The sequence below is a fragment of the Halolactibacillus alkaliphilus genome (assembly GCF_900115465.1).
GTDB lineage: Bacteria > Bacillota > Bacilli > Bacillales > Amphibacillaceae > Halolactibacillus > Halolactibacillus alkaliphilus.
In genome coordinates this window covers 255,340-270,812 of sequence record NZ_FOWN01000001.1, presented here as the reverse complement: position 1 = coordinate 270,812, position 15,473 = coordinate 255,340, and the positions used below count along the sequence as shown (strand labels likewise).

The window sequence follows — 15,473 nt, the reverse complement described above, 5'->3', positions numbered from 1 at the left end:
CGAAAATGTTTGGCTTGATTAAACACCCGGAGGGTGTGATCCATGGACATCACAAAATCAGGATCGATTTTATGCTTATATAAGCGATTTGAAAAAATGGCCTTCATGCCCATGATACCCACCCTCCCTTGGTTTTGTGACGGTCACTGTTAGTGCTTTAATTATACCATGCGGAATATATGTTTGTCACTTCAAAAATATTCAAAACAAGTGATTCATCACCCACCTAGTGCTGACGCACTTGAGGAAGGTGTCTTCTCGCCCTAAAGCGATAAAAAAGCAAACAGGAATATTTTCCAACGTCTGCTTTTTAGTGATATTTATAACATATCAGTTCTGCTGTGCTTTCGCAAAATCAATCGCGACAATGAGACTAATGACAAGCGCTTCATATCGTTCATCAGCCACGTCAATGGCATATGTATCTCCCCATGTGAACCATTTTTCTTCGACATAGGCGATGACACCGCTTGGACCGTGCACTTCAAAATATTTATCTAAAATATCTCCGACAATATGAATATTCTCCGCATGAATATCAAAACGGGTTTTGAAAAAAGTAAAAGCTTTTTGAATCAAAATCTCTTCAAAATCATCCACTGATACATAAAAAGTGGGCAGTAAACTGAGCATTTTCTTTGTGATGGTTCCCACGGCTTGATTGGTTTCATTATAAATCGTAAATTGTTTTGGTATCTGCATAAAGCTTCCTTGAACTGTATATTTCGGTTGTTCATTATGATCAAAAACCGTGAACTTTTCACCTAGGCTAAATACCTTTTGACGCATATAAAATGTTGTCATAGTAAACCCTCATTTCTTTGGAATTGGTAAGTGCGTTACTTACTCGACTTTAACAAAGGCTGCTGTCTAAGTATCGACATGCGAAGAAACACTTATTATATAAGTTATTTAAATCACGTCACCATCCTTCCTACTTGAACTGCCCCACCTAAAACTCTAACGAATTTTCACGAAAGACGTCTACTCGCTCTAAATGATCATTTTACTCCATAAAAAAGCCCTTGTTTTATTAAACAAGGGCAAATAGATCATTCTTACGATCGTTGTCCTAGGCATTTCAGTTAAGCCTTCACTAATTCACTAAATTCATGATATTCATAGCCAAACGTTTCAGCAACAGCTTCATTTGTTAACTTACCATCATACAAATTAATACCAGAATACAGTGTATGATCACGTTCCGCTGCCTTTTCAACACCTAATTTTGCAAGTTGAGCTGCATGGGGTAACGTCACATTTGTAAGAGCAATCGTTGAAGTTCTAGGAACAGCTCCTGGCATATTTGCGACAGCATAGTGCAGCACGCCGTGGCGCACATAAACCGGATCGTCATGCGTTGTTACACGATCAGCTGTTTCAAATATACCACCTTGGTCAATGGCAATATCCACAATCACACTTCCTGGCTTCATTTGCTTAACCATATCCTCTGAGACTAGCTTTGGTGCTTTTCGCCCCGGAATTAAAACGGCACCGACGACAATGTCTGCATCTTTAATAGCCTCACGAATGTTCACTTCATTAGAAATTTGAGTAACAACCTCATGACCATAATCTGCTTCTACTTGAGTAAGCACTTCTGCACGAATATCGAGGAGTGTCACATGTGCTCCAAGCCCCTTAGCAATTTGTAGCGCATTTTGACCAGATACCCCACCACCAATAATCGTGACTTTTCCGTTTCTCACACCCGGAACTCCACCAATTAAAGCGCCGCTTCCACCCATTGGTTTTTGCAAATAATGTGCTGCAACTTGGACAGACAAGCGCCCTGCAATAACACTCATTGGATGAAGCATCGGTAATCCACCATCTTCTCCAACCATTGTTTCATAAGCAATAGCCGTTGTTTTCGCTTCTTTTAATGCTTCTGTTAGTTCCGGCTCATTAGCTAAGTGAAGATAAGTAAACAGAATCAAATCCTCTCTAAAGTACACATACTCACTCTCTAAAGGCTCTTTTACCTTAATAACCATCTCACTTGCCCATACATCTTTTGCTTCTGATACAATGACTGCACCTTTAGATTGATAATCTTCATCTAAAAAGCCCGCACTCTCACCAGCATTTGTTTCAATAATAACCTCGTGTCCTTGTTTGATTAAAAGTTCTACACCTACAGGTGTCATTGCGACTCTAAATTCATTGTTTTTAATTTCCCTTGGTATACCAATACGCATACAAAAACCTCCTATATTATTTGTGAAATATGTATCATAACTACAGTATAACATGCTTTTTTTAATGAAAATAACATGCAAAAAAAGAGAATACATTGTTTTATCATATATCCTCATTTAACTTATACCCTTAAATGATTGATTTAATACCTATATTAGAACATTATCGAAATGATTTAATCCTATAGAAAGACAGCTCTTATTATTACGTTTGTCACAAAACCGTCAAAAAATCCGGTGTATTTCCCTTTTATCCCTCCTGTATACAAGGAAAAGATATATAGATATAACTTTTCTTTTGAAAGAGGTGAACATCATGTCACTCGTCATTTTACTCCTTGGCTTTATACCTCTTGCGCTGATCGGGTTGTTACTTTTCTCCGTGAGTTTTGTTGATATGATTGTATCTAAAGCCGCATGGCATTACAGTCTTTTCTATATTTTCATCTTGTTTGTCATCTCACTGAGTGTACATGCGCATAGTCTACAATTTTTCGAAAGGCATTTTAAAACACCTTACCACTGGAAAAAAACTGATACAACTACCGTTTTAGTCATGATTATTTCAGCACTTATGACATTTAGCCTCGGTCACACTTTTTCATTTGGTGCCTTTTTAGCTTCAGCTCTCGTTGGCTTAATCGGCTCAATCTTCTTCAGGCGCGAAAAAACGGTCATTTACACAGGATCTTTTATTGGTATGACACATACAGCCTTTTTACCCGATATTGGGTGTATTATCTTAGCAAGTATCATCACCGGCATTGTTTATGTATTTAGTAGACACAGCTTTATTGGCTTCGGTGGAAAACTAGGGGCATTAAGTCTCATTGGAACACTTACATCTGGCTTTTTCTTAGGACACTCACCTGTTAGCTTACCGATACCAAATAGTGACTTGCGCCTTTGGATAGTAATGTTTTCGCTTTTTGGTACTGGTCTTACTTTAGTTATTAAACGTTTTTACCGACATGACCCCATTTTCGCTTCGAGTTTAGCAACATTACTTGTTGTGGGTATTAACTTGTTAATTCCTAACGGCTTTCCCCCTATATTGCTTGCCGCCTTTATGATGGGGACTTTTACCGGTATGGCCAACCGCGTCGTCTTACCGCACGTCTTACTATTCTATTTAGCGAGTGCGATTAGTGCTGTAACGATGATTTTCAGTCAGCCTTTTTTAGAGAATGCCGGTGGAAAACTTGGCACACTCGCCTTTATTGGTGTCCTTGCTACGCGAGGCTGTGTCCAGATTTATCATTTCATTTATCTTTATCTATCGATAAGAAAACAACGGCACATTACACCAAAGAAAGTGAAAGAATTAGCTACTCGTGTGCCGTTTTCCTCATCAGAGCCATAAATGCATGTGCCGCATTTGATTGGGGAACATTTTTCTTTAAACAAAGACCAATATGCCTTGAAGGAAGGGGATCTTTTAATGGTATCTCAAATACATCTCCTGCTTTTATCGCTTCATCAGAAAACGGGCGCACGACAGCAGCTATTCCGACATTTATTTTGGCGAACTCTACCAATAAATCATAAGAACCTAACTCGAATGTCGGATGGTAACTTAACCCAAGTGACCTAATATGCCTCTCAACAAACCGACGGGAATTTGATTTTTCTTCTAACGAAATAATCGGATACGTCAGCAATGTCTCTATTAGAACAGTTTCATTAAAATCGGCCTTATATTTATCTCCACAAACAAAAACATCTCTCACTTCTAAACAAGGCTCGGTCTCTATTGCCGGGTCTATTACAGGCAAGTTGCATACAGCAAAATCAACATCCCCACTTTTTACGAGCGGAAGTAATTCAAGCGTTGTCCCATTCACAATTTTAAAATGTACGTTAGGATACTTTTCGTGAAAAGCTTTAAGATAAGGTAACAAATAATATTTACTCACCGTATCACCAACGCCAATACTTAACTCGCCTTCTTCAAGTTCTTGATAAGCAATCAGCTGCATTTCTCCTTGGTCAATCAATTGCAGCGCCTCTTTTAAATAATGGTAAAGTACTTTTCCCTCTGTCGTTAATTCTACACCACGTGAAGCCCGATGAAACAAGCGCTGATTTAAACTTTCTTCAAGTTGTTTGATTGCCTGACTAATCGCAGGTTGACTCATAAATAATCGTTCTTTTGCTTTTGACAAACTCTTTCTTTCGGCGACTTCCACAAAAATTCGATAATGATCAAGTTTTGCTTTCATCTTTGCACCTCTTCTTCTTTTTAGCTCATTAGCTATTGTTCATCGTCTTATTCATAATGGTATTAGAAAAACTTATATCTATTATTCAATATATCAACTTTACTTATATTAAACAAGAGCGTATAGTTAGATAGTAAACACGAACGTTATTCGTTGTTTACCTATTAAATAATCGATTTTTAAGGAGCGAATAAATATGGAACGTGTGATAGGTACTGTAACAAGAGGACTACGTTGTCCCATTATTAATGAAGGTGACAACATCGAAACGTTTGTTGTTGATAGTGTAATGAAAGCCGTTCTTCAAGGAGAATTCATTCCTCAAGATAAAGATATTGTTGCCGTAACTGAATCAATCGTTGCTCGTGCTCAAGGAAATTATGCAACGACAGAACAGATTGCTACTGATATAAAAGCAAAATTTAAAGATGAAACAATCGGTGTTATTTTTCCTATTCTAAGTCGGAATCGTTTTGCAACATTACTCCGTGGAATTAGCATGGGCGCAAAAAAGGTTATTATTATGTTTAGCTACCCATCTGATGAAGTTGGCAATCATTTAGTTGAACTTGACCGCTTAGACGAAAAAGGGATTAATCCTTGGACAGATGTTTTAGATGAAAAAACATTCCGTGATCATTTCGGTTATCAAAAACATACATTTACTGGTGTGGACTACATCGACTATTATAAAGAAGTCGTTGAAAGCGCTGGTGCTTTATGCGAGGTTATTTTCGCTAACAATGCGAAAGCTATTCTAGATTATACAGACCACGTACTGGCGTGCGACATCCATACGCGCGTTAGAACAAAACGCATTTTAAAAGCAGAAGGTGCAAAAGCAGTCTATACGCTTGATGATATTTTAAATCAATCAGTTGATGGTAGTGGCTTTAACGGAGAATACGGTTTACTCGGTTCAAATAAATCAACAGAAGACCGTGTGAAACTCTTCCCGCATAACCCACAGCCCGTTGTAGATAACATCCAAAAAGCATTAATAGAAAAAACCGGTAAACAAATTGAAGTGATGGTCTATGGCGATGGTGCGTTCAAAGATCCTGCAGGTAAGATTTGGGAGCTTGCTGACCCTGTTGTGTCCCCAGCTTTTACTGAAGGGCTAGACGGCACACCAAATGAAGTGAAATTGAAATATTTAGCTGACAATAACTTTAGTGATTTAAAAGGTGACGAACTAAAAAGTGCCATTTCTAATTATATTATAAACAAACAGGATGACCTTGTTGGCCAAATGGAAGCTCAAGGTACGACACCACGACGTCTAACTGACCTTATTGGCTCACTTGCTGACTTAACATCTGGTAGCGGGGATAAAGGAACACCGATTGTTTATATTCAAGGTTACTTTGATAACTATACAAAATAGGTTGATTATATATTCTTATCCTTTAGTATCATTAAAATATAAAACGCGCGACGCCATCACGATGAAATAATCGATGGCGTTGCGCGTTAGTTCGTTTAAGCTTTAGCATTCTATAGTTAACTTCTGATATTTTGTGCTTACTGTTATGGGTCAAATAAACAGGCTACCCACATAGACTAGAATACCTAAAAAGACGACATAACCTAAACAAAACTTTAATGTACTCGTGAAAATTTTACCCTCTTGCCCAATAAGACCAGTTGCGGATGTAGCCACTGCAATACTTTGTGGCGAAATCATTTTTCCTCCTGTCGCTCCGGACGTATTAGCTGCAGCTAACCAATAATCGTTGACACCAATGGAATTGGCAACCTCTATTTGAAGTGGACCAAAGAGAATATTAGATGATGTATCGCTCCCTGTCACAAAGGTCCCAAGTGTACCTAACATTGGCGCAAAGAATGGATAGAATGAACCTGTCGCAAGGACAAAGACAGTCGCAATAGCTGTAATCATACCGCTATACCCCATTATTTTTGCTAGGGCGACGATAGCCACAACTGTCAAAGCTGATTTTGATAGTTGTTTAACCGTTTGAATAAAGACTTTCACAATGTCTTTAACTGTTGCTCCTTGAATAAGACTACCGATCACTGCCGCAAAAATAATAAGCACACCTGGTGTTCCTATCCATTTAAAGGTTGATGCTGTGGCACCTGGGCCTTGATAGATTGTCATCGTCGTTTGTATTTGTGACACAAAGTCATAAATAGCTGGGAACAGTGGACTAGTAAGTAAGATAAACACCAAGATAAGAATATAAGGTAACCAAGCTTTTACTCCCTCTGTAAGTGAAACAACATCAGGTTCTTTTGCTTTTTTATCTTTATGGAAAATAAGTGCCATGCTTATTGTTACTGCCATACTAAACAAACTCCCGACTAATGCCGGCAGTTCCGCCCCCAAATACTGTGCGACAAAAATTTGCGGCACGGCAAAAGCGATACCTGAGGCTAACGTAATACCAACAACCCCTTTTAAAGCTTTAAAACTTCGACCAGTCATCACGACCAATAGAAATGGAATGATAATAATAAATGGTGTTAACTGCAACACGATCATGTAACTTAACGTTGTCACATCTAATCCTGTTACTTGCGCTAGAGTGGAAACCGGAATACCTACAGCCCCAAAAGCGGTTGGAACTGTATTGGCCACTAAAGAAATAATCGCCGCAAATAACGGATTAAATCCGAGTGCAGCTAAAATGCTTGCCGGTAAAGCAACAGCTGTTCCGTACCCTGCTACGGCCTCTAAAAACCCACCAAAACCCCAAGCGAGAATTAGTACTTGAATACGTTTGTCTGTCGTGATACTTGAAAGCATCTTATTAATTGTATCCATACTTTTTGTATGTTGAGCCAAATTATAAGTAAAGATTGCCGCAATAATAACGATCATAATCGGCCAAATCCCTAAAGCTGCCCCTTCCAAAATAGCTGTCACAATGCCTATCGGTGTCATGTCAAAGAAGAAGAACGCAAGACCACTTGCAATTAACACACTCCATAGACCTGCTTTATAGGCCGGCCGATTAAATACACCTAAAGCTAAAATTAAAAACACAATAGGTATGAGTGCTAAAACAAATAAAACATAGTTATTCATTGTTGTTGCCCCCTGTATATAGTTCTATCTTTCGGTTACATTGATTATTTTCCGCCTAATTACTTTTTTGTAAAGGGGAGATCCTCATTCGCTTGCCAACCCGTAGTAGCAATTATCTTGCACCACTTCCACCGCCGCCAAACGAACCGCCGCCTCCGCCAAAGCTCGTTGAGCCACCGCCACCACTAGCAGCCGAAACACCACTACTATAGCCAGCGGACATACTTCTTGAGAAAACAGAGGCAATATAAATATCTGATATACGTACTTCTGACTGTTGCACAAACTGCGGATAAAAGTCTGCTAGTTGCTTGGCAACTTCTTCAGCGATGCCATATAAGCTCGCCCAAATAATGAGATCTTCCCACAAGCTCACTTCTGTGATCCGACGTTCATCCAGAAGAGAAAAATCTTTTAAGTAGTTTTTAAATTGTACTAAGTGATCAAACAGCAGCTCGCCATCAGTACTGGCTTTAGTGATTGTCGCATGCATACCAAGGAACGGGACTTGTTCATAATATAAATATCCTTGCTTATGCAAATGATCTTTTGAATCCTTATTCAAATCACTTTTTAGCTTCTCTAATGTTTTATGGTTTTTCTTCGACCATGCTTTGATTTCATTCTCATCAAGCACCCCGTCTGCACCAGCTGCTTCGACAATAATATTAAAAAATCTCCGTTCTAGTTTATCGATAGACTTATCGAGTTTAAATGTATTTAACACAAACTGATCGCGATCTTTTTTAAAAACCAGTCCTTTTGTTTCTGTCGTGTGTTTAATATGACCTTCTTTTACCCACTTTAATACGTAGGCACTAAAATAGTTTTCAAAGCTGCCAACACCAACCGTTTCGAGCAAGTAGTGCACATCGCGCATCGGGCCTTTTGTATAAGGGATTTCACGATAGTACTGCTCTTCATTTAAAGCCTCTCTTGCTTTACCTGTTATTAGTGGCTGCGCTCTTTTAATCGCGCGAGCGCGAACAGTAACAACAAATATTATGCCACCTAATAGAAGGATTCCCGCTAAAACCAACGCAGCAATCAGGACTTTCTCACTGACAGTCATTGGCGCATTCGTATAACTACTGCCGCTCAACGCCTCATCTAACTGTGCTTCCAGTGTCTTAGGTGTTGTTTTTAAATCAGAAAAAAGCGGCTCTTGAAACTGCATAAGCAAGGTAATATGGCCATTATCTTGAATTGGTTCATTCGACTCACCTACTAATTTACCTGCTTCAAGATTTACCTCACCATTAAAGCCAAACCCCCAAATCCTCGTATTCTCTAAAGTAAAAGGAACCGGTCCCGATACTGTCATCGTTACCTCATCTGGGTTGATGCTGCCTTCGCCATCAAAAAAGTTCATAAACATACTTTGCCCATCATCTAATTGGCGTACAAGATCCGACAGCGTATATGTGACAACATATTCATGTGGGCCGTATTCACCAATACCCCACGTAAGTTCGTATCCATCCGCTGTTTCAATAATCCCGTATTTACCTGCTTTTTCTTCCCTACTCCAGTTGATGTCCCAGCCATCTTGAAAAGCTAACGGTTCGCCAAAATCCGTCACTGAGTAGTTAGATAAGACCATACCATTTATGTTATTTAAAATAATGTACATTTCTGTTCCTTCATCTAAATACATCTGGCGCGTTTGGGTAATCGTTCCCGATCCATCTTGATGAAGTTCTACATGTAACGCCATTTTTGACATAGAATTTGCCCATAGCGTTTGGTCAGCGCTGACAAACATCGAAAATAAAATAACAACTGACAACAATAGCTTTTTCATTTTCATCAATCCCAACTTGGCATCGCTTGTTTAGTTTCTGTACTTTCAAAGTAATCTCGCTTACTAAAGTTGAACATACCCGCGATAATATTTGATGGCACCATTTGAATAAGGCGATTATAGCGTGTGACTGTATCATTAAAAATCATGCGTGATTGTCTTACTTGATTTTCATATTTATCAATTTGTGCGAGCGTATCTTGATACACAGCTGATGCTTTTAAATCCGGATAATTTTCTGCGACGGCAATCAGACGGCCGAGTGCTTGATTAAATAGTTGGTCATCTTTATTTACCTCACCAACATCAGCAGCTTTACCAATTTGCGAACGTTTTTCTGCAATACCTTCTAAGACCTTAGCTTCATGTGATTCATAACGTTTCGTGCCATCGATCATAGATTTTAATGCATCCCAGCGGGATTCAATTTGCGTTGCTATTTGCCCCATCGCATTCTCGACAAGTTCGCGTGTTGAGACAAGCTTATTATAGGTAGAAATCCCCCACATAACTAAAATGAAACCTAAAAATAAAATGACGGCCAAAATAATCCAACCAACCATTTAAAACACCCTCTCTATTATTTTATCTTCTTTATTATATCAGACATAACGCCCTTTGTTAGTCCCCTCACACGATTATTTATTTAGGAAACACTATTTTTTTCTAAAGGACTTTATACCCTTTTTAAAATAATTTTATTAAATCGATTCTTCTTTCTTGCATTTTTTATTAATAGGACTATACTATTCAAAGACCTTATAATAATATGGCTAAAATCCGTCTTTTAGGCGTGATATAAAATGATAAAGTAAGATTAGAAAGAAAGGTTTAGGTGACTTTATGGGAAGAGATATGACATCAGGTAACCCACTGAAACTGATTGTGTTATTTAGCCTACCAATGTTGTTAGGTAATGTTTTTCAGCAGTTTTACTCTATGGCTGATACATTTATCGTCTCGCAAACATTAGGTATGGACGCTTTAGCTGCCGTTGGTTCTGTCGGCAGTATTATGTTTTTAATCCTTGGACTTGCGATTGGTTTAACCGCTGGACTTGCTGTAATCACAGCACAGCGCTTCGGTAAGAAAGATGAAAAAGCTTTACGACGTAGCTTAGGCGTAAGCTTAATTATTGTTACGATTATAAGTGTGATTTTAACGATTGCTGCCACACTAAATACACGTAATATTTTAGAATTGATGCAAACACCACCAGAAATCATTGACGATGCTTATGATTATTTAGTTATTATTTTTGCTGGTATTGGCGCTACTGTTATGTTTAACTACTTATCAAATGTCTTACGTGCCATTGGTGATTCACGTACACCGTTACTGTTTTTAATTGTTACATCGGTATTAAATGTTATTCTTGATTACGCCTTTATTTTAGGCCTTAATATGAACGTAGCTGGAGCTGGGTATGCAACCGTTATTTCTCAGTTGATTGCCTCGATTCTCTGTCTTATTTACATTAAAAAACGGGTGCGTATTTTACGTATTAAAAAATCTGATTGGACAACGGATTGGCTTGAATATAAAGAACATTTAAGAATTGGTTTACCTTATGGCTTCCAGTACTCTATTATTGCGATTGGTTCAGTCGCTATTCAGATTACACTGAATCAATTAGGCGCTTTATCTGTCGCGGCATATACGGCATCGATTAAGATTGAACAATTACTCACAATGCCTCTTCAAACCATGGGCGTGGCAATGTCTACTTTTGTTGCACAAAATTTCGGCGCTGGGGAGTTTAACAGAATCAAACAAGGGATTAAAAGTGGTATGTCCATCACACTTGTTTATGCCGCAGCAATTGGTGTGATTTTACTATTCTTCGGCCGCTTCTTAGCTGGCTTCTTCGTTGAAGGAAGTAATGCAGAAGTTCTCGATTTGGCAGATCGTTTCTTCACGATTCAGTGGCCATTTTACATGTTACTAGCGCTTGTACTCGTCTTACGTCCGTCTATTCAAGGCCTTGGTAATAGCTTTGTGCCCACAGTTGCTGGCGTGTTAGAACTCGTTGCACGTGTTATTGGTGCACTTGTCTTAAGTGACTACTTTGGCTTTAGTGGTGCGGTGATGTCTAACCCACTTGCGTGGTTTGCGGCAACCGTTCCGCTCGTCTTATCTGTGTACTATACATTGAAAATCCTAGAAAAAGAGCCAACAAAACGTGACCTTATGTTGTCCCTCGGTTCTAAAACCGTCTATCAACAATCAAAAACATTGCGTAAGGAATGTACTTGTTCTTAAATATAATAAAGCATGAATTAGAGGGATTATCCTTTAATTCATGCTTTTTACTCTAAATTAGGCTACTTTCACTAACAACTTTGTCCAAACACCTAAGGACCTCTGCATAATTGGTCCAATTAACGGTACCGTTACAAATGTTCCGATCGCTACCGGTCCCCCGAGTAGCCATCCGGAGGTTAATGCAACCGACTCTAAGATCGTCCGCGATGTACCAACAGACAGTTTAAAACGCTTCGAAATATACAACGTCATCCCGTCACGTGGTCCTGCACCAATTTGAGAAGCAACGTACATACCTGAACCGACCCCCATAATGACAACACCTAGTAATAACATGATGACACGCAATAAAAGTGTTGGCGCTGTTGGAATTATATCAGCAGCTAAAATTTGATTCAAAAAGAAACCAACAAAAATAATATTCAGTACACTTCCTATCTGAACCCACTTCTTTTCGAGAACGGATGTAATCATCACCATCAACACGCCGACAATCTGTACCCACCGCCCAATGGATAAGCCAAAGTTTTGCGATAAACCGATATGTAATACGTCCCAAGTTGCTGTTCCAAGATTAGCCTTAATAATAATTGACACACCAAAAGCAAGTAAATAAAGCCCCGCTATAAACACTATCATTCGAATTAGATAATGCTTCACAACATATGGCGTCTGTTGCTTATTCGTTAATAGATTAGAAGCCATAGCGTTTATCACCATCTAAATTAACAATCATCTTTTCTGCTACTTGACGAAACACAGCGAGCTCTTCTTCAGCAATACCTTTTATTGCTTTCTTTTCAATCTTATCACTGATCTCTTTCCATGCTTGGTAATGTTCTTTCGCTTCATCCGTCAAGCCAATAATTCGCTTCCTACGGTCAAGTCCCTCTTCTTTTTGAATCCATCCCTCTTGATTCAAGCGATTAACCATCCGCGTTAATGTTGGTGCTTCTACTTTCAAGTAATCAGCAATCGCTTTTTGTGTATGAGGTCCTTCGGTATAAAGAAACATGACAAGTCCCCACTGCGCTGCGTATAAATGTGAGTCCTGCAATTGTTCATTTAATACTTTTTTGAATGTGCGACTTAATTGCCCCACTTGATGTCCATATAAAACCATCAATATCACTCCTTGTCTTTTTCGTTAGCTAGCTAATTATAACATATTTTTCTCCTTTTGCTATATAAATATAGTCATGATAAATGGTAATAACGCTTTTTAATCAGACGCAGACTTCATTTATATCTTTGGAACTCTTCACCGATGATTTTTACTTTATCCCTTTTGTGTTTCGTGTATAATAAAAACAGACAAATAAAATTAGTTTATAAGAAAAGAGTGTGTAATTATGGGACGTAAATGGAACAATATCAAAGAAAAGAAAGCAAGTAAAGATAAAAACACGAGTCGTATTTACGCAAAATTCGGTCGTGAAATTTATGTAGCCGCAAAACAGGGTGAACCTTCACCAGAATCTAACCAAGCGTTAAAATTCGTATTAGAACGTGCGAAAACATATAGTGTACCTAAGCATATTATTGATCGTGCCATTGACAAAGCTAAAGGTGGCGGCGAAGAAAATTATGACGAGCTACGCTACGAAGGCTTTGGACCAAGTGGTTCAATGGTTATCGTTGATACACTTACAAATAACGTCAATCGCACCGCAGCTGATGTACGTATGACGTTTGGAAAAAATGGTGGGAATATGGGGACCAACGGCTCTGCTAGCTATATGTTTGACCATACAGCTGTCTTAGGGGTGGAAGGCAAGTCTGTCGATGATATTTTCGAACTCATGTTGGAACAAGACCTTGACGTGCGTGACGTTATAGATGAAGATGGCGCCGTCATCATTTATGCTGAACCCGACCAATTTCATGCAGTTCAAGAAGCACTTAAACAAGCTGGGATTGAGGACTTTACTGTAGCAGAACTTGCGATGTTGCCACAAAACGATATCATTTTGTCTGGTGAAGATTTAGAAACATTCGAAAAAATGATTGATGCGCTAGAAGATTTAGAAGACGTTCAAAACGTCTATCATAACGTTCAAATGGATGATAATTGATTGATTGATTTAGAAAACTTAGCGAACACTCGTTAAGTTTTCTTTATGTCAGTCAACAACCCATGACTGACGTCACGAGGGTTCTAAACTACTCCCTAAAAAAGACTTCCCGATGAGAATGAGCTAAAACCTTTCAAACCGGAAAAACTTCACAACCTTTAGGAAAAATTGGTCTAGTTATCTAGTTATATTTGATATACTTTATTACTTTATTCTGCTAAAATAATAATAGATAACATACCGCATAAAACTATTGATTACCGACGTTAGGGGGGGGACCATTGATAAACAAACAGTCAAAACTGCCTATTTATTACCAATTAGAAGAAGCTATAAAGCAAGAAATTTCACAAAAAGGCTTAGCGCCTCATAGCCCAATTCCTTCAGAAAGAGAATATGCGGAAAAACACGGCATCAGTCGCATGACGGTTAGACAAGCCATCAACAACTTAGTTAGTCAAGGGATTCTCTATCGCGCACGAGGACGCGGCACTTTTATTAGCGAACAAAAATTCGAACAAGATATTTCACAACTATCAAGTTTCAGTGAAGACATGCGCGAACGTAACTTAACACCTTCAACAAAAATCATCAAAATGGATGAACTCATCGGTCCTTCTGCGGCACACGATAAGCTGAATTTGAAGATAAATGATACTGTTTATGAAATCGTCCGGTTACGCCTTGCTAATGATCAACCCATTGCACTTGAGACCATCTTCACACCTAAAAAATTATTAGGCGCAATAACTGAGAAACAGGTAGAAACATCCTTTTATCAGTACTTAGAAAACGATCTCGGCTTATCTATCAAACGAGGGTTTCAATCGATCGAGGCTTCACTTGCGACGAGTGAAGAAATGACGTATTTACAAATCAAAAAAAATGATCCCGTTCTCGTCATGCAACGAACCAGTTTTTTAGATGATCATTTAGGAACGCCCATTGAGTTTGTCAAAAGTATTTACCGGGCCGACCGATATAAATTTAACATTGAAATGAATCGATCATAACACCCCTCGCATATTCTGTCCTATTCACATGTTTATGATTTAGCACAAATACAAAAGATGATCTTCACATGAAGATCATCTTTTGTATTTACTAATCAAATCGGTAATGGATTTGATCCTGATACACCTGAATTGCTGCTTTATTATGGGCCATACCACCATCAAGGTTAGCGCTATAAAAGACCGGTAAAATTTGATCCTTCGGCCATTTCTTCACCATCTCACTCACTAAAATATTAACAATTGTCGCACCGATAACCGTGGATGTAGGGGCAACATATTGATCCGTCCCTTCAACTTTAATCGCCCCATCCCCAATTGAACCGAAATTATCAAGAACGACATCAGCGACATCCTTCAATTTTTTTCCTGATTGATGTCGAGACGTCACATGATTAGTGTAAGTAACACTCGTTATCGCAACAACAGTAACCCCTTTTTCTTTAGCACCGATAGCCAACTCTATTGGTGCAGGATTACGACCAGAGACGGAATGAACAATGAGCACGTCACCTTTTTCAAATGGTGTTTCATTAGCTAAAATATTGCCATAACCGTGCAGTCGCTCTATTGCCGTTGTGTGTGTGACGGGTTCTATGTCAAGCATGAGCTCTTTTGAAAAAATCGGGTTAGCAATCATTAATCCACCTGCACGGTAATACATTTCTTGTGCAATGATGCCTGCATGCCCTGCCCCAAAACAAAAGATACTCTGTTGGTTGATGCCTGCATCAATTAACAAATCAACGACCTGATCTATCTTTTGATGATTCGCCTCGACTTTGTCTAGCAGCTGCTTTATCTCTTGTACATACTCATACATCCTATCACCTCT

14 protein-coding genes are annotated in these 15,473 nt (G+C 38.8%); 5 read left to right on the top strand and 9 right to left on the bottom strand.

Features of this window, described 5'->3' with window-relative positions:
• Positions 1–330: 330 nt before the first annotated feature.
• Positions 331–804, bottom strand: a complete 474-nt coding sequence (locus BM163_RS01145) for an LURP-one-related/scramblase family protein (protein WP_089799330.1) — start codon at positions 802–804, stop codon at positions 331–333.
• Between the two features lie 281 nt (positions 805–1,085).
• Entirely contained in the window at positions 1,086–2,204 is a 1,119-nt protein-coding gene (ald, locus tag BM163_RS01140) for an alanine dehydrogenase (protein ID WP_089799328.1), read from the bottom strand.
• A gap of 316 nt (positions 2,205–2,520) precedes the next feature.
• Here ald and BM163_RS01135 point away from each other — a divergent pair, with 316 nt between their 5' ends.
• Positions 2,521–3,567: a hypothetical protein gene (locus BM163_RS01135; protein WP_089799326.1), complete on the top strand. Its 1,047-nt coding sequence runs from the start codon at positions 2,521–2,523 to the stop codon at positions 3,565–3,567.
• Here BM163_RS01135 and BM163_RS01130 read toward each other — a convergent pair.
• Complete coding sequence (locus tag BM163_RS01130; RefSeq protein ID WP_089799324.1) at positions 3,533–4,426, bottom strand: LysR family transcriptional regulator; 894 nt, start codon at positions 4,424–4,426, stop codon at positions 3,533–3,535. The genes BM163_RS01135 and BM163_RS01130 overlap by 35 nt on opposite strands.
• Positions 4,427–4,622: 196 nt before the next feature.
• Here BM163_RS01130 and BM163_RS01125 point away from each other — a divergent pair, with 196 nt between their 5' ends.
• On the top strand, positions 4,623–5,813 hold the full coding sequence (locus BM163_RS01125; protein ID WP_089799322.1) for a coenzyme F420-0:L-glutamate ligase: 1,191 nt from the start codon (positions 4,623–4,625) through the stop codon (positions 5,811–5,813).
• A gap of 150 nt (positions 5,814–5,963) precedes the next feature.
• Here the strand turns inward: BM163_RS01125 and BM163_RS01120 are convergent, their stop codons facing one another.
• The 3 genes from BM163_RS01120 to BM163_RS01110 form a co-directional block, all read right to left on the bottom strand.
• Complete coding sequence (locus BM163_RS01120; protein ID WP_089799320.1) at positions 5,964–7,481, bottom strand: L-lactate permease; 1,518 nt, start codon at positions 7,479–7,481, stop codon at positions 5,964–5,966.
• Positions 7,482–7,593: 112 nt separating this feature from the next.
• Positions 7,594–9,285 (bottom strand): DUF2207 family protein, encoded by a 1,692-nt coding sequence (locus tag BM163_RS01115; RefSeq protein ID WP_170243609.1) that lies wholly within the window; start codon positions 9,283–9,285, stop codon positions 7,594–7,596.
• A gap of 5 nt (positions 9,286–9,290) precedes the next feature.
• Positions 9,291–9,848, bottom strand: coding sequence for a LemA family protein (locus BM163_RS01110; protein ID WP_089799316.1), 558 nt, complete (start codon positions 9,846–9,848; stop codon positions 9,291–9,293).
• Between the two features lie 292 nt (positions 9,849–10,140).
• Here BM163_RS01110 and BM163_RS01105 point away from each other — a divergent pair, with 292 nt between their 5' ends.
• Positions 10,141–11,547, top strand: coding sequence for an MATE family efflux transporter (locus BM163_RS01105; RefSeq protein WP_229675462.1), 1,407 nt, complete (start codon positions 10,141–10,143; stop codon positions 11,545–11,547).
• A gap of 57 nt (positions 11,548–11,604) precedes the next feature.
• Here BM163_RS01105 and BM163_RS01100 read toward each other — a convergent pair whose 3' ends face one another.
• Both BM163_RS01100 and BM163_RS01095 read right to left on the bottom strand, forming a co-directional pair.
• Complete coding sequence (locus BM163_RS01100) at positions 11,605–12,255, bottom strand: YczE/YyaS/YitT family protein (protein WP_089799312.1); 651 nt, start codon at positions 12,253–12,255, stop codon at positions 11,605–11,607.
• Positions 12,245–12,673: a MarR family winged helix-turn-helix transcriptional regulator gene (locus BM163_RS01095; protein ID WP_089799309.1), complete on the bottom strand. Its 429-nt coding sequence runs from the start codon at positions 12,671–12,673 to the stop codon at positions 12,245–12,247. The genes BM163_RS01100 and BM163_RS01095 overlap by 11 nt, the downstream gene beginning before the upstream one ends.
• 229 nt (positions 12,674–12,902) lie before the next feature.
• On the opposite strand from BM163_RS01095, the gene BM163_RS01090 reads away from it, so the two are divergent.
• On the top strand, positions 12,903–13,625 hold the full coding sequence (locus BM163_RS01090) for a YebC/PmpR family DNA-binding transcriptional regulator (protein WP_089799307.1): 723 nt from the start codon (positions 12,903–12,905) through the stop codon (positions 13,623–13,625).
• 281 nt (positions 13,626–13,906) lie between these two features.
• On the top strand, positions 13,907–14,638 hold the full coding sequence (locus BM163_RS01085) for a GntR family transcriptional regulator (protein WP_089799305.1): 732 nt from the start codon (positions 13,907–13,909) through the stop codon (positions 14,636–14,638).
• Positions 14,639–14,729: 91 nt separating this feature from the next.
• Here the strand turns inward: BM163_RS01085 and BM163_RS01080 are convergent, their stop codons facing one another.
• A complete protein-coding gene (locus BM163_RS01080) occupies positions 14,730–15,461 on the bottom strand; it encodes a sugar isomerase domain-containing protein (RefSeq protein ID WP_089799303.1) in 732 nt (243 codons plus the stop codon).
• Between the last annotated feature and the right edge of the window lie 12 nt (positions 15,462–15,473).

What these genes read in the sequence shown, in the direction of transcription:
- BM163_RS01125 (WP_089799322.1), top strand. Translation starts at nt 4,623, where the DNA reads ATGGAACGTGTGATAGGTACTGTAACAAGAGGACTACGTTGTCCCATT.
- BM163_RS01130 (WP_089799324.1), bottom strand. Translation starts at nt 4,426, where the DNA reads ATGAAAGCAAAACTTGATCATTATCGAATTTTTGTGGAAGTCGCCGAA.
- BM163_RS01115 (WP_170243609.1), bottom strand. Translation starts at nt 9,285, where the DNA reads ATGAAAAAGCTATTGTTGTCAGTTGTTATTTTATTTTCGATGTTTGTC.
- BM163_RS01095 (WP_089799309.1), bottom strand. Translation starts at nt 12,673, where the DNA reads ATGGTTTTATATGGACATCAAGTGGGGCAATTAAGTCGCACATTCAAA.
- BM163_RS01135 (WP_089799326.1), top strand. Translation starts at nt 2,521, where the DNA reads ATGTCACTCGTCATTTTACTCCTTGGCTTTATACCTCTTGCGCTGATC.
- BM163_RS01145 (WP_089799330.1), bottom strand. Translation starts at nt 804, where the DNA reads ATGACAACATTTTATATGCGTCAAAAGGTATTTAGCCTAGGTGAAAAG.
- BM163_RS01120 (WP_089799320.1), bottom strand. Translation starts at nt 7,481, where the DNA reads ATGAATAACTATGTTTTATTTGTTTTAGCACTCATACCTATTGTGTTT.
- BM163_RS01090 (WP_089799307.1), top strand. Translation starts at nt 12,903, where the DNA reads ATGGGACGTAAATGGAACAATATCAAAGAAAAGAAAGCAAGTAAAGAT.
- ald (WP_089799328.1), bottom strand. Translation starts at nt 2,204, where the DNA reads ATGCGTATTGGTATACCAAGGGAAATTAAAAACAATGAATTTAGAGTC.
- BM163_RS01105 (WP_229675462.1), top strand. Translation starts at nt 10,141, where the DNA reads ATGACATCAGGTAACCCACTGAAACTGATTGTGTTATTTAGCCTACCA.
- BM163_RS01100 (WP_089799312.1), bottom strand. Translation starts at nt 12,255, where the DNA reads ATGGCTTCTAATCTATTAACGAATAAGCAACAGACGCCATATGTTGTG.
- BM163_RS01080 (WP_089799303.1), bottom strand. Translation starts at nt 15,461, where the DNA reads ATGTATGAGTATGTACAAGAGATAAAGCAGCTGCTAGACAAAGTCGAG.
- BM163_RS01110 (WP_089799316.1), bottom strand. Translation starts at nt 9,848, where the DNA reads ATGGTTGGTTGGATTATTTTGGCCGTCATTTTATTTTTAGGTTTCATT.